Source organism: Dyella sp. S184, from assembly GCF_009766065.1.
GTDB lineage: Bacteria > Pseudomonadota > Gammaproteobacteria > Xanthomonadales > Rhodanobacteraceae > Rhodanobacter.
Map to the genome: position 1 here is coordinate 158,655 of NZ_LMUE01000005.1, position 19,086 is coordinate 177,740.

A 19,086-nucleotide genomic window follows, 5' to 3' on the forward strand; every position below is an offset into this window, starting at 1 on the left:
AACGGCCCCCATGCAGGGTCGGCTCGGGTACGCTCGGCAGCACTGCGTCTGTCCGAAGGAGTCGTGCCATGTCGTCAGTTGTGCATCACCCGCTGTTGTCGATCGCTCCGGCCAAGCTGCGGCCGACCCAGCTGACCGTGGGCAAGAGCGAGGTGGCGGCCAAGCGTGCGGAATGGGAAAAGCTCGGCAGGAAGAAGCGCAAGGAACTGCTCGAATCGCACTGGTTTCCGGGTGTGCTGGGGCCGAAGCAGCGCGTTTATATCGTCGACCACCACCACCTCGGCCTGGCATTGCTGGAGGAAGGCGTGAAGAGCGTGCCAGTGATGATCCAGCGCGATTTCTCCTGGCTGGAACTGCCGGTGTTCTGGCACACGATGGAGTTCAACCGCTGGGCGCATCCGTACGACCAGCATGGCAACCGCACCGATTACGATGCGATTCCGGCCAGCCTCACCGACATGGCCGATGACCCCTATCGCACGCTTGCCGCGCGGGTACGCATGGCCGGCGGCTGCGCCAAGGACGCCATCCCTTTTGCGGAATTCCTGTGGGCAGATTTCTACCGTCGCAACCTGAAGCTGCCGGGCGGCAAGATCACGGCGAAGGTAATGCAGCAGGCACTGCTGTTTGCGCACAGTCATGAAACGGCGTACCTGCCGGGTTGGAGCGGGACGATCGGATGAGCGCGAGCCCGGCATCTGCTTCTGCGCCGGGTTCCACCGTCGGCGTGGACGTACTGGCCGGCTTGTCGATCGCCGGCCTGCTGCTGCCCGAAGCCGTGGCGTATTCGGGCATCGCCGGGTTGCCGCCACAAGCCGGTGTGATCGCGCTGTTGGTCGGCCTGGTCTGCTACGGACTGCTGGGGCGCAGCCGCTATGCGATCGTCTCAGCCACTTCATCTTCGGCGGCGGTACTCGCTGCCGGGACACTCGCTCTGGCTGGCCCGGCGGGAGCGGCACGCGCCGCGGTGGCGGCAACCCTGGTGCTGCTCACTGGCGGCTGTTTCCTGATCGCCGGGGTGGCGCGTCTCGGCGGCCTGTCGCATCTGATCGCGCGGCCGGTACTGCGCGGCTTTACCTTCGGCCTTGCCTGCGTGATCGCACTGAAGCAGCTGCCGAACCTGTTTGGCCTGCCGGGCCTGCACGGCGATTTCGTGCCCTTGCTACTCACCACGCTGGTCAAATCGATTGGCCAGATCCAACCGGCCACGATGGGCGCCGGTGTCATCGCGCTGCTGCTGCTGTTTCTGTGTGAGCGGGTACGCCGCTTGCCCGGCAGCCTGTTGGTCATCGTGCTGGGCGTGGCCGCCTCGGGCTGGCTGGCGCAGCACGGCGTGACGCTGACCGGCGCGATCAATCTCACCCCGGACTGGTCGCTGCCGGTGTGGCCAACGAGCGGCCAATGGCTGCCCAGCATCGAACTGGCCGCGGCCTTGCTGCTGGTGCTCTACGCGGAGTCGTACGGGGCGATCCGCGCGTTTGCGCTGAAGCATGGCGATCCCGTTGAGGCGAATCGCGACCTGCTGGTGATCGGCGTGGCGAACGCGCTGTCGGGCCTGCTGCATGGCATGCCGCTAGGGGCAGGCTATTCCGGTACCTCGGCGAACGAGGCGGCCGGCGCGCGTTCACGGCTGGCCGGGCTGGTCGCCGCGGCCAGTGTGCTGGTGATGGTGCTGCTGCTGTTGCGTTGGATCGAGCGCATTCCCGAGCCGGTGCTCGCGGCGATCGTGATCCACGCGGTGAGCAAGTCGTGGCGGCTGTCGGTATTCAAACCCTACCTGCAATGGAAGCGTGACCGGCTGGTGGCGCTCGCCGCGGTGGTCGCGGTACTGGCGCTGGGCATTCTCAATGGCCTGCTGGTGGCCATCGCCTTCAGCCTGGTGATGCTGCTGCGCCAGCTGGCCACCCCGCGCCTCAGCGTGCTCGGCCAGCTGCCCGGCAGTCACGATTTCGTCGATATCGCAGAACATCCGAGTGCGCAGGAGCAGGCCGGCATGCTGATTCTGCGTCCGGAAGAACCGCTGTTCTTCGCCAACGCGGAGTCGATCCTGGCGCTGGCGCGGCAGCGGGTCGACGAGCATGCCGGGACCCGTGTGGTGGTGCTGAGCCTGGAGGAGTCGTCCGATTTGGACAGCACCGCGTTGGAGTCGCTGGCGGATTTCGCGACGTGGCTCAGTGCCCGAGACATCCCGCTGCGCGTGGCGAGATTGAAGGATGCTGTGCGCGAGCTGCTGCTGCGTGCGGCACTACCCCAGCTTTTGCCACAGGCGCTCGACTTCTGGAGCGTGCAAGATGCGGCCTTGGCGGTAGCACCTGCACCGCAACCGATGGGGAAACCTCTGCAGTGAAGATCATGACAGGCAAGCAATGGCTGGTACTGGGCACACTGTGCCTGGCGGTTCCGGCGTGGGCGGCGCAGGACGCGGATGCGCGCTTCAAGCAGATCTACACCGCCGAATGGGCTTGGCGCACCGGGCAGGCCGGCGTCAGCACCTCAGGTGAGGCGCAGCCGAACAACGGCCGTCTCGATGATGTCGACGCGGCCAGCCAGCAGCAGCGGCTGGCCTACTGGCAAAACGTGCTCAAGCAGCTGGATGGCATCGACGTGGCGAAGCTGTCGCCGGCCAACCAGGTCAACGAGGCGGTCTATCGCGAGCAGATCGGCAACTTCGTCGCCGACCAGAAGTTCATGAACTGGCAGATGCCGTTCAACAGCGACTCGGCGTTCTGGTCCGACATCGACTACGACCTAGGCAGCGATCGGCTGCGCACGGTTGATGACTATCGTAAATACCTCGATCGCCTCGACCAGATTCCTGCCTATTTCGACCAGCAGATCGCCAACATGCGTGCCGGCCTGCAGCGAGGTTTCAGCGTGCCACGCGAAGTGCTCAAGGGCAGGGACGTCTCGATCGCCGCCGTCGCCGACCTGCAGGACCCGACCCAGAGCAGCTTCTACGCGCCGTTCAAGCAGATGCCGGCGTCGATCCCGGCCGACCAGGCGCAGGCACTGCAGGGCCGTGCGTTGCAGCGGATCCGCGACGAGGTGATCCCCGCCTATGCGAAGCTGCTGAGCTTCTTCCGCAACGACTACGTGACGCATGCGCGCACCACGCTGGCCGCCGAAGCCTTGCCGGACGGCAAGGCGTTCTATCGCCAGCAGATCCACGAGTACACCACGCTCGACCTCAGCCCCGATGCGATCCACCAGATCGGCCTGGATCAGGTGGCGAAGATCCACGCGCAGATGCTGCAGGTGATGCAGGACTCCGGCTTCAAGGGCAGCTTCGCCGAGTTCCTGCAATTCCTGCGCAGCGACCCGCAGTTCTACGCGAAGACGCCGCAGGAGCTGCTCGACAAGAGTGCATGGGTGGCCAAGGAAGCGGACGGCCAGATGTCGAAACTCTTCGGTCACCTGCCGCGCGAACGCTTCACCATCGAGCCGGTGCCCGATGCCATCGCGCCGTACTACACCTCCGGCCGCGGCGGTCCGGACGTCTATCTGGTCAACACCTACGATCTGCCGTCGCGCCCGCTCTACAACATGCCCGCATTGACCCTGCATGAGTCGTATCCCGGTCACGCGTTGCAGCTGGAACTGGCGGAGGAGGATCACAGCCAGCCGGAATTCCGCCGCAACGGTTACATCTCCGCCTATGGCGAGGGTTGGGGGCTGTACTCGGAATTCCTCGGCAACGAGATGGGCATCTACAAGACGCCCTACCAGCACTTCGGCTTCCTCTCCTACCAGATGTGGCGTGCCTGCCGGCTGGTGGTCGACACCGGCATCCATCACCTGGGCTGGACACGCCAGCAGTCGATCGACTACTTGACCGTCAACACCGCCCTGTCCGCGCGCGAGATCGCCAACGAAGTGGACCGTTACATCAGCTGGCCAGGCCAGGCACTGTCGTACGAACTCGGCTACCTGAAAATCCTGGAGCTGCGTGCCAAGGCGGAAAAGGCACTGGGCGCGAAATTCGACCTGCGCCACTTCCACGACACGGTGTTGTCCACGGGTTCTGTGCCGCTGCCGGTGCTGGTACAGCGCATCGACCGCTTCATTGCCGAGGGTGGGCCTGAGCCGGACTTCGGTTGCGACTGTGCAAAGGATGGGAAGGCCGGGCCGGCCGGGTCCTGAGCATCGCCGGGGGCGTGGTCAAGAATTGATCAAACTATCCATATGAAGTAATATAAACACTAACTTCATATGGAGAGTTTCACATGCTGACCCGGTCGCTGCCTGAAACCGCTCCCGCTGACGATCTCGGTGGCCCCGCGCTGCGCGCGTTCTTCGGCTTGGCCGAGCAGTGGAAGCTGCGCATGGCCGACCAGCGCAAGCTGCTCGGCGACCCGCCCGAATCCACCTTCTACAAATGGAAGCGTCAGCGCGAGGGTGTGCCCGGTCGCGACACGATCGAACGGATAAGCTACCTGCTCGGCATCTGGAAATCGCTGCAGATCCTCTTTCCCGATCCGGCCCAAGCCGACGCGTGGTTGCACAAGCCGAACCAGGCGCCACTGTTCGGTGGCCATTCCGCGCTCGAGCGCATGTTGTCGGGCAACGTGGCCGACCTTTATGTGGTGCGCCAATACCTGGATGCGCAGCGCGGTTGAGCAGGACTGTGTGGATAGTCGCGGCCAGCGAGACGGGCGCTTGCGATGCTGATGGATGTGCGCCGCGGAAACGACTTCCCAGCCGTCATTCCGGCGAAGGCCGGAATCGCTTCATGCAGCTGAGCTGTCCGCTCCTCACAAGATTGAGGAATCGATGACCCGCACTATCGTCATGAAGCGATCCCGGCCTTCGCCGGGATGACGCCATTGAAAGTGTCGATGCCCTTGCCGCTATTTCGGACACGGGATTTTTGACGCAAGGATTCAGTTCACTGGAGATCCGATGTCGACTGCTCTGCCGCCCGTCAAACGCATCCGCTGGAGCCAGGCGTATCGCATCGTGCCGAGTCGCTTCCCGCCGGTGGGCGTGTATGACCGCATCGCCGACCCGGCCGATCTCGATGCCGTATTTGCGATCGAGGCCATGACCAACCCGCGTTTGCGCGAGGAGGCGGGCGCGTTGAAAATGGTGCCGCGGGAGCGCCGCATCAGCGGGCCGGGTTCCACCCCGGTGATGGCGGCGTTCACCCATCTCAATCCGGAAGGCAGCCGTTTCTCCGACGGTAGCTGGGGCGTGTTCTATGCCGCGCATAGCGTCGCCACCGCGGTGGAGGAAACCGTCTACCACCGCGAGCAGTTCCTTGCCGCCACCGCCGAGCCGGCCTGTGACATCGAGATGCGCTGCTACCGCACCAGCATTGCCGGCAAGCTGCACGACCTGCGTGATGGCTGGCCCGAAGCGCAGGATCCGCACAGTTACGTCGCCAGCGTCGCGTTGGCGCAACGGCTGCGCAAGGCCGGTTCCAATGGCTTCGTCTACAACAGCGCACGCCATGCGGGTGAATGCGTGGCCGTTTTCTATCCGGACCTGGTGGCGCCGTGCGTGCAGTCCGAGCACATGATCTATCGCTGGAACGGACAACACATCGCGATGGTGCTCAAGGTGTCGGAACTCTCGCGTCCGCGTTAGTCTCGGGACTTGCCCCGGAGACCAAGGTGGAACGATGAAACGACTGCTCATCCTGCTGCTCGCATTGCTGCCGCTGCTGGCACATGCCCGCGAGAACGATCATGCACAGTGGAATCCGGCGATTTCCGCCTTCGAGGCTTCCGATCAGGCGCGTGCACCGGCCGCGGGCTCCATCCTGTTCATCGGCAGCTCGTCAATCGAACACTGGAAATCACTGGCAGCGGATTTTCCGGAGGTTAATGTGATCAATCGCGGCTTCGGCGGCTCCGTGATCAGCGACTCGACCTTCTTCGCCGATCGCATCGTCGCGCCGTACCACGCACGCGCCATCGTCATGTACGCCGGCGACAACGACCTGCAGGAAGGCAGCAGCCCAGAACAGGTACGCGACGATTTCGCTGCCTTCGTGCACAAGGCGCGTGCGGTCGATCCCAGCGTGCCGATCGCCTTCATCGCGATCAAGCCCAGCGTGGCGCGCGCGGTATTGCTGCCGAAGATTCGTCAGGCGAATGCGCTGGTCCATGCGTATGCCACGACACAGAAGGGCGTGACTTATCTCGACGCCTTCACACCTCTGCTCGGCAAAGAAGGTCAGCCACAGCCCGAGCTGTTTGGCGCGGACGGTCTGCACATGAACCGCAAGGGCTACCTGTTGTGGATCAGTGTCATCAAGCCTTGGGTGGATGCCGTGCCACGCTAGACCGCTGCAGTCGCTTGCTGCGCGCCGGCGCGGTATCTGATCAGTCGCCGCTGTGACGGTACGCGCATGGCGCAGGCACTGGAAGTAAACGAGTTAAAGCGATTAACACCGGATAAATTGTCGAGTGGAATTCGACGAGGCACGTCGAATTGGCATCTGGTAAGCAACTGCATTTTGAATGCGGACATTGCATAGCACTCCATAAGCAGCGACAAAGCCGGCGTGCTCCATCCGGTTATATATCTGGTTGTTAGCCGGACCCAGCACAGATAAGCTCCTGTTGAATCATGGCGTTGTGTCTGGACTTCCGAGCGTGGTCAGGGATGTATAACCGGACCCCTAGGTCCGTCTATTAGGTAGTTAGGCCGCATGAACAACCTCGCTACTGACGTACTGCTTTTCACTACGCTGGCCTTCTTCGGCGTGCACGTCGTGCTCGTAGGAATCCTCACGCCAAAATTACCAGCGGCGTCGCAGCAAGTTCTTTGCGCATGGGCCAGTGTCCGCGGCGGCCACGTCCTCTCTCTCAAGCTCAAATATCTGCTGCCTTGGGTTTCCTTACCGCCTCTCTCAAGAGGCTTGTTTTGGCTTCTTAGGGCAGCCCAAGCATCGGTTTCAATTGCTATGCTGTCGCTACTTGCCATGATCCTTTCGGGCTTTGCAATGGCGTAGCACCATCGGCTGCGCGCGGTGCGGCCTAACATCTCGTTCAAGGCGGACGGCTTCGCCGCCGCTTAACTCCAGCGTTAGGCCTATGAAATACGCCTTAGCAGCTCTCATGATCGCCATAGGTTCCTGCTCCGCAGCAGGTGCGCACGACACGACAACTCCAGAACAGGAGTTGGCCTCTGCGATTGGCAAAGCGGACCTCAAGGCTGGCATTACGTTTGAGCAAGCAAACGCAATCGCGCAATTCTATTTTCGACATTATGTCTCTGGCTGTGGCGGGGCCGATCCCGCTGTGGATCGGGGCTCAAGATGGGAAGTCACCCCAAGACTTGGAATTGCGGGGACCCCAAGCAAGACTCCAATCGTAATCGAAAAGTACACAGGCACCATTTCGCGAAAAGATGGGCCTACGCTGAGTCTGGTAACAATCCTTGCATCCAAGCAGGTACTGCCACAGCCGATCCACAAGGTCGCCGTAATTTGGCCAAAGCACCTCCCTAGCGATGCGCGCAGCACCACAATTCAAATCGAATTCGTCGTGTCACTCTCCGGTGCCACCTCAGACTTCAGGTTCATGCATTCATCAGGACGGCTTGAATGCGATCGTGCCGTTCGGGAGGCTGTAGAAGGTTGGCGGTATGCTCCGCGGAAGGAGCCAATAACCCTTGTAGAGAGAATTGAAACGTGCACCTACTGAGTGCGCCTAACCTCTCGTTCAAGGCGGACGCCTCCGGCGCCGCTTAACTCCAGCGTTAAGCGGCACGAGGCCGAGGCGTCCCCCTCAGATGGACGGAATAGACTAGCGCCCTGTCCCGAGCTGATGGAGATCGAGATGAGTGATACCGAAAAAATGGTCTTGCGTGCACTCGAAACCTACAAATCGGCCGTGTTGTTCAAGGAAGTTGATGCGTTTATGCACTTGTATGATTCCGACGTTCGAGTATTCGACACGTGGGGTGTTTGGACATATGAGGGAGCAGCCGCATGGCGAGTTGCGATTGAAGCTTGGTTCTCCTCGCTCCAAGACGAAAAGTGCCGGGTCGCATTCGACGACGTGAAGATCATCGATTCCCCAAGCTTTGCGGCGATGAGCGCCGTCGCGACCTACACTGGAATATCGGCGCAGGGTCAAGACGTCCACTCAATGCAAAACCGAATTAGCTGGGTGCTCAAAACAAGCGGCGATGTCCTGCGTGTTGTGCACGAGCACACATCGGTTCCCGTTGGTTTCGAAGACGCAAAGGCAATCCTCAAGCGCGACGGCAAGTCATGAGAGCACCGCCAAGTGCCGCCTAACTGCTCGTTCAAGGCGCACGGCTTCGCTGCCGCTTAACTCCAGCGTTATGTGTATTCAACATGAAATTTACTGATCTGGAAAAATCTGCCCTACGGCTCAATGAGCTTTACGAGCAGCTTGAAATCAAGATGTATGGACGTGTATGGACCACGGAAGAGCTTGCGCTCGGTTTCGTAGGCGACGTCGGCGATTTGGCAAAACTGATCCAGGCGAATGCAGGTGTCCGGAAAATTGACGACTGCAAAGCGAAACTTGGGCATGAGTTGTCAGACTGTCTCTGGTCAATCATGGTTCTTGCGAACAAGTGTGGCATTGATTTAGAAGCGGAGTACTCCAAGAACACTAGAGAATTAATTGAGCATGTATCCAACGAGCTGGACACATAACAATTCATTCAAGCCTACGCCGCTTCGCGGCGCGGCTTAATTCAGGCGTTGCATGCCTGCTACTGGCCGAAAGAAGACTTAATACTGCTCGTTATTTTCTCTCGATTTTAGAGCTACTTATCGCGAGCAATAAAAAGGGCCAGCTGCTAGCCGGCCCTCGCGCATCAAGTGAAGTAACGCTCAGGTGTCCGCGTTGGTCGCCCAACCCTCGCGATTGCCGCGAGTGAACACGCGATCATCGTCGAGCACATCACCGGCGGCATGCGCAGGCAACTCGCGCAGCTTGGCGTAGATCGGCGTGAAGTCCGGATGCGTCGCTTCGAACAATTGCTCGAAGCCGTCGATCACGAAGTAGGTCTGCTGGTAGGTGTCGATGCGGTAGCGCGTGCTCATCACGCGCTCGAGGCCGAAGCCGATGCGGTTCGGTGATGGCGAATCCAGCGAGTAGATCGATTCGCCCTTGGAGCTGACGATGCCGGCGCCGTAGATGCGCATGCCTTCGTCGGTGTTGATCAGACCGAACTCCACCGTGTACCAGTACAGCCGCGTGAGGTTCATCAAAGCTTCGGGGCCGATCGCGAACGCCTTCATGCCGCCGCGGCCATACGCCTGCATGTAGTCGGCGAACACCGGGTTGAGCAGCAGCGGCACATGGCCGAACAGGTCGTGGAACAGGTCCGGCTCGCTGAGGTAATCGAGCTGGTCGGGTTTGCGGATCCACCAGCTGACCGGGAAGCGACGATTGGCCAGGTGATCAAAGAACACCTCGTCCGGCAGCAGGCCTTCGACCGCGACCACTTCCCAGCCGGTGGCGGCGCCGAGCACCTTGTTGAGTTCGGCAAACTTCGGGATGCCGCCATCGCCGAGGCCGAAGCGCTCGACACCGGCCATGAATTCCTTGCACGCGCGGCCGGGCAGCATCTCGCGCTGGCGCTGGAACAAGGTGTCCCACACTTCATGGTCGGTCTTGCTGTAGCTAGACCACGGCTGCTCGACCACGCCGGTGGCATATACCGGCACGTAACCACGATCGGTCTGTTGGTGTTCGACCTTGCGGGGCGTGGTGTTTTCCATGGGGGCTCCGGCATGACAGGGAATGAACCCGCAACAGCATACGGCCGATCTGCCACACGAAGCTTGTTTTGTTGCCTTATATACAGCATCTATTGCACTATAATTGCGTGGTAAATGGAAAAATCATATGTTTATTGCATATGGCAACGCTTGATCGCACCGACCTGCGCGTGCTCGCCGTGCTGCAAGGCGAGGGACGCATCACCAATGCCGAGCTGGCCGAACGGGTCAGCCTGTCGCCGTCGGCGTGCCTGCGCCGGCTGCAGCGGCTGGAGGCGGACGGCATCATCACTGGCTATGCCGCGCAGATCGATCCGCAGGCGGTTGGCCTGGGCCTGCAGGCGTTCGTGCGGGTGCAGCTGGCCAAGCACGAGGCCGATGCGATCGAGCGTTTCGTCGAACACGTCAACGGCTGGGACGAGGTGATCGCCTGTCATGCGCTGACCGGTGACATGGACTACCTGCTGCACGTCTACGTGGCCGACCTCAAGGATTTCTCGCGCTTCCTGCTCGACCATCTGTTGAACGCCGCCGGTGTGGCCGATGTCAATTCCAGCTTCGTGCTTCGCACGGTGAAGCGCTCCCCATCACTGCCACTGAGTCAACTGGAGCGTTGAGCGCCTGCGCCCGCTAAACTAATCGACTGATGAGCATCGACACCACCACCGTCCCCGAACGCGACCTGTTGCGCCCGCTGCGATATCTCTGGCGCGTGCCGCTGGTGCTGCTGCACATCGTGCTGGGTGTCCTGCTGTGCTCGCTGATCCTCAGCTGGAACCAGCACGTCGTGATGAAAGACGGCAAGGAGCCGTTCGCGCATCGGATGATCCGCTGGTGGTCGGTCATGCTGCTGCGCATCTTCGGCATGCGCTCTGTGCGTGTCGGTCAGCCACTGGCCGATCCGGTGCTGTTTGTCGCCAACCACACCTCGTGGATCGATATCGAGCTGCTGCACAGCCAGCGCGCGGCCTGCTTCGTGGCCAAGGCCGAGATCGCCGACTGGCCGCTGGTTGGCTGGCTGGCCGCGAACGGCGGCACCATCTTCCATCGGCGCGGCAGCAACCATTCGCTGTCCACGGTGATGCAGGTGATGGTCGAACGCTTGAACGATGGGCGTTCGGTGGCGGTGTTCCCGGAGGGTGGCACGGGCTACAACGGTGTACTCAAGGTGTTCCACGCACGCATCTTCCAGGCCGCGCTGGATGCCGAGGTGCCGGTGCAGCCGGTAGCGCTGCGCTTTGCCCGTGACGGCCGGCGCGTGATCGATGCCGGCTTCCGAGTAGAAGAGAGCTTCATGGGCAACATCGTGCGCCTGTTGGGTGAGGCACCAATGGATGCCGAGGTGCATTTCCTCACGCCGGTGCCGGCCAGTCCGGATGCGCGACGTCGCATGGCCGAGCAATCGCGCGAGCGTATCGACGCGGCTCTGCAGGATGCCGTGCCGGACGACCATTGCGCATGAGCCTGCCGCGCGGAAAGGATTTCCGTCCGCCCTGGCCGCTGCGTAGCGGCCATATCCAGACCATGCTGTCCTCCAGTGGCGTGCGTCGCATGTTGCTGCCGCGCGCTGCGCAGACGGTGCTGGAAGGTGCCGAAGCGATCGTGGTCGACGGCGGCGGTGGCGTGCGCCTCACCGGTGCCTATACCGCGCAGAAGGTCCGGCCGCAGGCGCGCGGTCTTGCCGTGCTGTTCCATGGCTGGGAAGGCAGCGTCGATTCCACCTATGTGCTGCAGACCGGCAGCCGCCTGCTCGCTGATGGCTGGGACATCGTCCGGCTGAACTTCCGCGACCACGGCGACAGCTACAACCTCAACGAGGCGCTGTTCCACTCCTGTCGCATCGACGAGGTGGTGCATGCGCTGGGCGACATCGCGCAGCGCTGGCCGGCACGCCCGATGGCGTTGACTGGCTTCTCGCTGGGCGGAAACTTCGCGCTTCGCGCCGCGCTGCAGACCTCGCGCGTCGGCATTCCGCTGAGCTATGTGCTGGCGGTGTGCCCGATCATCGATCCCGGCGAAGGCCTGTTCTCGCTGGAGGAATCCGCGCCGTGGTTCTACCAGGCCTATTTCATGCGCAAGTGGCGCCACTCGCTGCAGGCCAAGCAGAAGGCGTTTCCGCAGCACGAATATTTCGAGATGTCCGAGCTGAAGCAGAACCTGCGCGGCCTCACCGAGGCGATGGTGCTGCGGCATACCGACTTCAAGACATTGCAACAGTATCTGGACGGCTACTCGGTGGCCGGCGATGCGCTGCTGGCGATGCAGATACCCGCCACCATCCTCACCGCGCGCGATGACCCGGTGATTCCGGTCGACGCGTTCGAGAAACTCCAGCTGCCGCCCAACGTGGAACTGGACATCGCCGACTTCGGCGGCCACTGCGGTTTCATCCGCGGCTATGGCATGACCAGCTTCAGCGACGACTACATCGCTGCCCGCTTCAATGCGATCGCCGACACGCTGGTTGATCGATAGACCTGTTGACCGGCAACGCGGCACCCGCGTCCAGGCCACGTACAACTACGGCACTCACCCAGGAGAACGCTCATGCCGTCACGTCGCTATGTCGTAGCCGATGTCTTCACCACTCACCCGTACGGCGGCAATCAACTGGCTGTTGTGCTTGACAGCGAAGGGTTGACAACGGCGCAGATGTTGGCGATCACGCGCGAGTTCAACTTCTCGGAGAGTACTTTCGTGCTGCCGCCGGATGACCCGGCCCATACCGCACGTGTGCGCATCTTCACTACGGCCTGCGAGGTGCCGTTTGCTGGCCATCCCAATGTCGGTACGGCATATGTGCTGGCGCGCATGGGCGAGCTGTTCGGCCGGCGCATTGGCGACACCGTGTTGTTCGAAGAGCTGGCAGGCCTTGTTCCGGTGTCTATCCAGACGGAAAAGGGCGTTGTGACGGGCGCCACTCTCACGGCGCCGGAATCGTTGTGGTTGGGTGAGAGCTTCGATGTTGCGGCGATCGCTGCATGTCTGCGACTGAACCCGGTCGATGTCTTGCTCGAGCGGCATGCTCCCCGCGAAGCTTCGGTAGGCCTGCCGTTCGTGATAGTGGAGCTCACCGGCACGGAAGCCCTGGCCCGCATTCGTCTGGACGCCGAGGCCAGTTGCGCGCTGCTGGAAACACACGCGGCGCGCGGACTGCATGTCTATGCAAGGGAAGCATCGGCTACAAACGCGCGCCTGCGCGCCCGCAACTTTTGTCCGCAGTTGGGATCAGCCGAAGATGCGGCAACCGGCAGCGCCAACGCGGCGTTGGCCGGCTTGCTTGCCAGCCTGGATCCAGCGACCGACGGCCAATTCCACTTCGAGGTGACCCAAGGCCTGGAAATGGGTCGGCCCAGCCAGCTGCAGCTTGCGGCACGAAAAGCTGACGGCGTGATCACGGCACAGGTCGGCGGCGCCTGTGTATCCGTCATGCAGGGCGTATTGGATATCGACTGAAGTGCGGCAGTTGCTGCGGCACGGCTTGACAGAGCAAATTTAGATCGATTCAAATCGAGGTCTTCCCGTCGATTGGCCAATCGCCAACCTTTCGGATGTGACCGGCGCAGCGCATGGCTCCAGAGGGTTCGAGATGAAGGCATCCACTTGGCGTCGCGCCCTGTATCTGTGCGCAGCGGGGATCATCGGAGCGGCTGGCGGCATTCGTGGCGAGGCGTTGGCCCATGCGAATCCGGACACGTTCCAGACTTCATTTGAACCCGGTGAACCCGCGCCGCTGGCGGTACCGGCTGACGCCGCATTCACCGCGCAGATCGGTGGCGGCCCGGGCAAGGACGCGGCGCTCGATGCGAAATCCGACGTGGGCTTCAGCGGCCTGCATTCGCTGCACTACCGCGGCAATACGGGGGGCACCCAGCAGCTGCGCCTGTTCGATGTCGACCTGCCGGTACAAGCCGGTACGCAACTTTCGTATGTGATCTTTCCGCAGCGCGTGCACGACGACCTGCGCAATCCCGCCACCTATGTCGCGGTAGATCTGGTGTTCGACGACGGCAGTCGGCTATCCACTCGCGGCGCGCTGGACCAGCACCGCATCGCTGCCATGGCTCGTGCGCAGGGTGATGGCCGCACGCTGTATCCGGATCAGTGGAACTTCATCACGATCGACGTCGGTCACGTGGCGGCGGGACGGCACATCCGCCAGATCGTGCTCGATCACGACGGCCCGGTCGCCGCGTTCGAAGGCTACGTCGACGACATCCGCATCGGCGCTGCGCTGCCGGATACACGCCGGCAACCGGCGGACTTCGTCGACACGCGCCGCGGCAGCAACGCCAACGGCAACTACTCCCGCGGCAACACATTTCCCGCGGTGGCGCTGCCACATGGCTTCAATTTCTGGACACCGGTGACCGACGCCAGCGGCAACTGGCTGTACCAGTACCAAGCGCACAACGGCGCGGACAACCGGCCGCGCCTGCAGGCGTTTGCGCTGTCGCACGAACCGAGCCCGTGGATGGGCGACCGCCAGACCCTGCAGCTGATGCCTGAAGCGCAGCCCGATGGCGTGCCGGTGCTCGACCGTGCGGCGCGCTCGCTCAGCTTCAGCCATGATCACGAGACAGCCCGCGCCGACGAGTACCGCGTCGCATTCGACAACGGCATCGTCACCGAGATGACGCCGACCGATCACGCGGCGATGTTCCGTTTCAGCTTCACTGGCGCGCGTTCGCAGCTGCTGTTCGACAACATTAATGACCATGGCGGCATCACGCTCGATCCGGCGACGCGCAGTTTCAGTGGTTGGTCGGATGTGAAGAGCCGGCTGTCCACCGGTGCCACGCGCTTGTTCTTCTACGGCACGGTGGATCAACAGGTGCAGGCCAGCGGCCGGCTGACCGGCGCGGGGCGCGACCACGTCGCCGCATGGCTCGGCTTCGACACCACGAAAACGAAGGTAGTGAACCTGCGCATCGCCACCTCGCTGATCAGCGTGGAGCAGGCCAAGCACAACCTGGCGCTGGAGATCGCGCCGAACGACAGCTTCGACAGCGTGCAGCAACGTGCTTATCAGGCGTGGAATGCACTGCTCGGCATCGTCAGCGTGCAGGGTGCCAGCCGTGACGAGCTGACCACGCTGTATTCCAACCTGTACCGGCTGTTCCTCTATCCGAACGAGGCCTACGAGAACACCGGCAGCGCGGCGCATCCGGTCTACCGCTACGCCAGCCCGTTCTCCGCGCCCACCGGCGCCGATACGCCCACGCAGACCGGCGCACGCATCGTCGACGGCAAGCCGTACGTGAACAACGGCTTCTGGGACACCTACCGCACCGCGTGGCCGGCCTATGACCTGCTCACGCCCACGCAGGCTGGCGCGATGATCGACGGCTTCGTGCAGCAGTACCGCGACGGCGGCTGGATCGCGCGCTGGTCCTCACCGGGCTACGCCGACCTGATGGTGGGCACCAGCGCCGACGTGGCGTTCGCCGATGCCTGGCTGAAAGGCGTGCACAACTTCGACGTGCGTTCGTTCTACCAGTCCGCCTTGAAGGACGCCTCGGTGGTCAGTCCGCTGGCCGGCACCGGGCGCAAAGGGCTCGAGCGTTCGATCTTCAATGGCTACACCGACACCAGCGTAGATGAAGGACTGTCGTGGTCGATGGACGGCTATATCAACGACTTCGGGATCGGCAATCTGGCCGCCGTGCTGGCCGCGCAGCCCGATCCGCACGATCCTTACCAGTCGAACTACGCCGACGACGCGCGCTACTACCGCAATCGCGCGCTCGACTACGTCAACCTGTTCGATCCCGAGGTCGGCTTCTTCGTCGGTCGCGATGCCGGCGGTCACTGGCGCTACGACAAGGCCAACTTCGACCCGTTGCGCTGGGGCGGCGACTACACCGAGACCGATGGCTGGAACATGGCGTTTCATGCACCGCAGGACGGCGCCGGCCTCGCCGCGTTGTACGGCGGTCGTGCCGGCCTGGCGGCGAAGCTCGATGCGTTCTTCGCCACGCCGGGCGTGTTCCATGTTGGCAGCTACGGCGAGCCGATCCACGAGATGCTGGAGGCGCGCGACGTGCGCATGGGCCAGTACGGCCACAGCAACCAGCCCTCGCACCACATCATCTACATGTACGACCTTGCCGGGCAGCCGTGGAAGGCGCAGGACAAGGTGCGCGATGTCCTCTCCCGCCTCTACGTCGGCAGCGAGATCGGCCAGGGCTATCTCGGCGACGAGGACAACGGCGAGATGTCCGGCTGGTATCTGTTCAGCGCCGCCGGTTTCTATCCGCTGCGGATGGGCACGCCGGACTACGTGATCGGCGCGCCGTATTTCCCGCACATGGATATCCGGCTGGAGAACGGCCGGCATATCGTGATCAGTGCGCCTGCAGTCAGCGACAGCAACCGCTATATCCAGAGCCTGCGCGTCAACGGCCAGCCGTGGAACCGGCTGACCCTGCCGCACGCGCTGCTGGCGCAGGGCGCCACATTGGATTTCACGATGGGGCCGAAGCCTTCGACGTGGGGCAGCGACGAGGCCGCGCTACCGGCGTCACTCACCACCCACGGCAAGCCGCATCCGCTGCGTGATCTCACCGATGGCGAGCATGGCGAAGTCAGCAGCTCACCAGTCATCCCGCAGTTGGCGGCGCTGTCCGACAACGACAGCAGCACTGAAGCCACGCTGCCCGCGGTGCCGGTTACGATCAGCTGGCACTTCGCACAACCACGTGAGGTCGCGATGCTCACGCTCACCTCTGGCGCCAGCGCCGCCGCCCCCTCGGACTGGCAGCTGCAAGCATCCAGCGATGGCCAGCACTGGCATACGCTGGATGCGCGTCAGCACGAGCGTTTTGCATGGCCGCAGCAGACGCGCGCGTTCGCCGTGCATGCCCCGGGCAACTATGCGTATTACCGGCTGCAGCTCGATCCATCGGCAGGCGCGTCGCCGACGGCGCTGGCCGAAATCGAACTGCTTGGGCCAGACGCGGCGAGCCCGTAAACGCCGGCGTTTCAGAACGTCGGCCCGAGCGCCCGCTGCCGCATCCAGCAGGCGATGCTCATGCGGTCGCGTGTGGCCGGCAGTACTTCGTGCTCGAACTGTGCGGAGAGAAACAACAGCAACTTGCCCGCGTGCGGATAGATGTCGCGATGCGAACCACCGTCCAGATACAGCCGCAGCGCACCGCCATCGGCGTCCTGCCAGCCCTCGTTGAGGTAGAACACCGCCGACACCACCCGCGCATCGCTGTCGCGCAGGCGGTCGATATGCCGCGTGTAACCGGCGCCCGGCGGATACACCGCATAGTGCGATTCGCATTCGACCAGGCCGAGCATCAACTCGCGGTTGAGTGCGAGACGCAGCGCGTCGAGACGATCGGTAAACGCCTGCTGCGGCGCGCTCATCGCCCCAGCCTGGAACCAGTGCGTGCTGTCGCCGCGCAACGGCGTGGCGGTGCGCGTGGCGCCGACCCGCGCCGGCGTCAGCTGCCGGGCCTCATGCATGGCGCGGCATTCGGTGGCCAATGCCTGCGTCTGTGCGGCCGACAGCAGATCCGGCATCACGAACCAGCCATCGGTGGTCAGCGCGCTTGTCACGCCGCTGAATTCATGGGAGTCGCTATTCATCGGGAGCCAGTGTAACCACGCACGGTGCTGCTAACGCTTGCGCAGCGGGTCGAGCAGTGACGACAGCCCGTTGTGATCCAGCTCCAGCATCAACGCCAGCAGCCGACCCAGCTCGCCGTTCGGAAAACCCTTGCGCGCAAACCACGCGAGATACGCCCCGGGCAGGTCGGCGATCAGTCGCCCCTGATACTTGCCATACGGCATGCGCACGCTCACCAGCTTCGGCAGGTCTTCCGCTTCCATCGTCATCGTTCCTGCCGCGCTACTTCGAGAACAACTGCGCGCGATCCGCGAACGCCTTGAACTCCAGCGCATTGCCACAGGGATCGAGCAGGAACATCGTGGCCTGCTCGCCGACCTGACCCTTGAAGCGGATATGCGGCTCGACCACGAAACGCGTGCCGGCCGCCTGCAGCCGCTCGGCCAATGCCTGCCATGCATCCATCGACAGCACCACGCCGAAGTGGCGCATCGGCACGTTGTCGCCATCGACATCGTGTGCCGCCACGGTTCGTGCTTCCTCCGGTGCCAGATGCGCCACGATTTGGTGGCCATGGAAATCGAAGTCCACCCAGCTATCGCTGGAGCGACCTTCGGGGCAGCCGAGCAGGTCGCCGTAGAACGCGCGGGCGTTGGTTAGCGAGGTTACCGGGAAGGCGAGATGAAAAGGTGGGAGGTCGTACATAGCTGAGTTCGGTGGTGAGGGGGTGAAACTACGTGGCGGACGAGTTAGTGGTCAAGGCCGTGGCTTCGATGGCGTGCCAATCGGGATCACATAATCGGCATTCACACGTCTATATCTCTTCACGGCTTCACAAACCTCAACGTCATCCGATCCGACTCACCGATCGCTTTCATCTTTGCGTGCTCACTGTCCGGCCCGGCCAGATCCGGTGGCAGGCGGTGCACGTTGATGTCTTCCGGATCGTTCGGGTTGGCATTGATCTCCGACACGCCGGCCACGCGGAAGCCGGTCTTGAGGGCGAGCGCGATGAGGTAATCCTCGGGCAGGCGGTGCAGGGCTTTGCTGCTATCCACGGCATCGGCGAACGGTTTGGCGCGGTGTTCGGTGATGCCGAACACGCCGCCGGGTTTGAGCACGTTGAACGCGGCCTGGAACACGGCGTCGAGAGTGGCTTGGCTGTGGTTGAGCCAGTCATGCGTGTTGCGGAAGGTGAGCACCATGTCGGCGGAGTTGTCGGCGCCGAGGTTTACCTGATCCGGTGGTGCGAACGGGATGACGTTTGCTATGTGTCCGTATACCGCCGGATCGGCCTTGAGCTTGGCGGTGAATTTCGCGGCCGTCGACGGCGCAGCTTCGATCAGATGGCCGTGCGCATAGAGAAAGGGCGCGAGGATTTCGGTGTACCAGCCGCCGCCGGGTGAGATTTCGATCACCGTCATGTCCGGCTTGATGCCGAAGAATTGCAGGGTCTCGACCGGGTGGCGGTATTGATCGCGCGCCTGGTTGGCGGGCGATCGCCAGTGGCCGTTCACCGCCTGCTGCAGCGCCATGGTGGTGCTATCGGTTGCAGTGGCAGGAGCCGCGCTGGCGACGGTGGGGAGCAGCAACGTCACGAACAATGGGATGAGCAGCTTGCAGGTTCGACGAAACATGGTTCGGTCCTCCTGACGGTGGGCGTTCAAGACTACGCCGAAACATGCGAGGTGGAGGCCGAAGGCATGACTTCCCGCACGGCATGACTTCCCTCATGGGGCGCCACCGCGCAAACCTCGTAGGCTGCAGCATCCGCCCGTCGGGCCTGATCGAGCGA

Annotated in this window: 19 protein-coding genes; 14 read left to right on the forward strand and 5 right to left on the reverse strand. The window is 62.8% G+C overall.

Translation table 11 applies throughout. The features are described 5' to 3' along the window. Nucleotides 1-68: 68 nt before the first annotated feature. The 9 genes from GSQ75_RS10675 (at nucleotide 69) to GSQ75_RS10720 (ending at nucleotide 8,638) form a co-directional block, all read left to right on the forward strand. Nucleotides 69-683 carry a ParB-like protein gene (locus tag GSQ75_RS10675; protein ID WP_158754804.1) on the forward strand — a complete coding sequence of 205 codons (615 nt, stop codon included), beginning with the start codon at nucleotides 69-71 and terminating at the stop codon, nucleotides 681-683. After that, nucleotides 680-2,347: a SulP family inorganic anion transporter gene (locus GSQ75_RS10680; RefSeq protein ID WP_158754805.1), complete on the forward strand. Its 1,668-nt coding sequence runs from the start codon at nucleotides 680-682 to the stop codon at nucleotides 2,345-2,347. Before GSQ75_RS10675 ends, GSQ75_RS10680 begins: the two co-directional genes overlap by 4 nt. A 5-nt stretch (nucleotides 2,348-2,352) precedes the next feature. Continuing rightward, nucleotides 2,353-4,140, forward strand: coding sequence for a DUF885 family protein (locus GSQ75_RS10685; protein ID WP_158755141.1), 1,788 nt, complete (start codon nucleotides 2,353-2,355; stop codon nucleotides 4,138-4,140). 83 nt (nucleotides 4,141-4,223) lie between these two features. Then, nucleotides 4,224-4,616, forward strand: coding sequence for an MbcA/ParS/Xre antitoxin family protein (locus GSQ75_RS10690; protein WP_158754807.1), 393 nt, complete (start codon nucleotides 4,224-4,226; stop codon nucleotides 4,614-4,616). Nucleotides 4,617-4,899: 283 nt separating this feature from the next. Beyond that, nucleotides 4,900-5,586, forward strand: coding sequence for an RES family NAD+ phosphorylase (locus GSQ75_RS10695; RefSeq protein WP_158754809.1), 687 nt, complete (start codon nucleotides 4,900-4,902; stop codon nucleotides 5,584-5,586). Between the two features lie 34 nt (nucleotides 5,587-5,620). Further along, the gene (locus GSQ75_RS10700; protein WP_158754811.1) at nucleotides 5,621-6,286 is read left to right on the forward strand and encodes an SGNH/GDSL hydrolase family protein; all 666 of its coding nucleotides are present in this window, start codon (nucleotides 5,621-5,623) and stop codon (nucleotides 6,284-6,286) included. A 369-nt stretch (nucleotides 6,287-6,655) separates the two neighbouring features. Beyond that, nucleotides 6,656-6,958 (forward strand): hypothetical protein, encoded by a 303-nt coding sequence (locus GSQ75_RS10705; RefSeq protein ID WP_158754813.1) that lies wholly within the window; start codon nucleotides 6,656-6,658, stop codon nucleotides 6,956-6,958. An 829-nt stretch (nucleotides 6,959-7,787) separates the two neighbouring features. Continuing rightward, the gene (locus GSQ75_RS10715; protein ID WP_158754816.1) at nucleotides 7,788-8,228 is read left to right on the forward strand and encodes a nuclear transport factor 2 family protein; all 441 of its coding nucleotides are present in this window, start codon (nucleotides 7,788-7,790) and stop codon (nucleotides 8,226-8,228) included. Nucleotides 8,229-8,311: 83 nt separating this feature from the next. Then, nucleotides 8,312-8,638, forward strand: a complete 327-nt coding sequence (locus GSQ75_RS10720; RefSeq protein ID WP_158754818.1) for a nucleotide pyrophosphohydrolase — start codon at nucleotides 8,312-8,314, stop codon at nucleotides 8,636-8,638. Between the two features lie 180 nt (nucleotides 8,639-8,818). On the opposite strand, the gene phhA is transcribed toward GSQ75_RS10720, so the two are convergent. Beyond that, entirely contained in the window at nucleotides 8,819-9,712 is an 894-nt protein-coding gene (phhA, locus tag GSQ75_RS10725; RefSeq protein WP_158754820.1) for a phenylalanine 4-monooxygenase, read from the reverse strand. 140 nt (nucleotides 9,713-9,852) lie between these two features. Between phhA and GSQ75_RS10730 the strand changes: the two genes are divergently transcribed. From GSQ75_RS10730 to GSQ75_RS10750, 5 genes are all read left to right on the forward strand, one after another. Further along, nucleotides 9,853-10,329 (forward strand): Lrp/AsnC family transcriptional regulator, encoded by a 477-nt coding sequence (locus GSQ75_RS10730; RefSeq protein ID WP_158754822.1) that lies wholly within the window; start codon nucleotides 9,853-9,855, stop codon nucleotides 10,327-10,329. 29 nt (nucleotides 10,330-10,358) lie between these two features. Continuing rightward, nucleotides 10,359-11,174: a lysophospholipid acyltransferase family protein gene (locus tag GSQ75_RS10735; protein ID WP_158754823.1), complete on the forward strand. Its 816-nt coding sequence runs from the start codon at nucleotides 10,359-10,361 to the stop codon at nucleotides 11,172-11,174. Next, a complete protein-coding gene (locus GSQ75_RS10740) occupies nucleotides 11,171-12,187 on the forward strand; it encodes an alpha/beta fold hydrolase (protein ID WP_158754825.1) in 1,017 nt (338 codons plus the stop codon). The genes GSQ75_RS10735 and GSQ75_RS10740 overlap by 4 nt, the downstream gene beginning before the upstream one ends. A 72-nt stretch (nucleotides 12,188-12,259) precedes the next feature. Next, the gene (locus tag GSQ75_RS10745; RefSeq protein WP_158754827.1) at nucleotides 12,260-13,168 is read left to right on the forward strand and encodes a PhzF family phenazine biosynthesis protein; all 909 of its coding nucleotides are present in this window, start codon (nucleotides 12,260-12,262) and stop codon (nucleotides 13,166-13,168) included. Nucleotides 13,169-13,301: 133 nt separating this feature from the next. After that, nucleotides 13,302-16,685, forward strand: a complete 3,384-nt coding sequence (locus GSQ75_RS10750) for a GH92 family glycosyl hydrolase (protein WP_158754829.1) — start codon at nucleotides 13,302-13,304, stop codon at nucleotides 16,683-16,685. An 11-nt stretch (nucleotides 16,686-16,696) separates the two neighbouring features. Here GSQ75_RS10750 and GSQ75_RS10755 read toward each other — a convergent pair whose 3' ends face one another. The 4 genes from GSQ75_RS10755 to GSQ75_RS10770 form a co-directional block, all read right to left on the reverse strand. Then, on the reverse strand, nucleotides 16,697-17,311 hold the full coding sequence (locus GSQ75_RS10755) for a 2OG-Fe(II) oxygenase (RefSeq protein ID WP_158754831.1): 615 nt from the start codon (nucleotides 17,309-17,311) through the stop codon (nucleotides 16,697-16,699). A gap of 30 nt (nucleotides 17,312-17,341) precedes the next feature. Next, a complete protein-coding gene (locus tag GSQ75_RS10760; RefSeq protein ID WP_140805971.1) occupies nucleotides 17,342-17,554 on the reverse strand; it encodes a DUF3820 family protein in 213 nt (70 codons plus the stop codon). A 19-nt stretch (nucleotides 17,555-17,573) separates the two neighbouring features. Next, on the reverse strand, nucleotides 17,574-17,996 hold the full coding sequence (locus GSQ75_RS10765) for a VOC family protein (protein WP_158754833.1): 423 nt from the start codon (nucleotides 17,994-17,996) through the stop codon (nucleotides 17,574-17,576). A 119-nt stretch (nucleotides 17,997-18,115) separates the two neighbouring features. Continuing rightward, nucleotides 18,116-18,928: a hypothetical protein gene (locus tag GSQ75_RS10770; protein WP_158754835.1), complete on the reverse strand. Its 813-nt coding sequence runs from the start codon at nucleotides 18,926-18,928 to the stop codon at nucleotides 18,116-18,118. Between the last annotated feature and the right edge of the window lie 158 nt (nucleotides 18,929-19,086).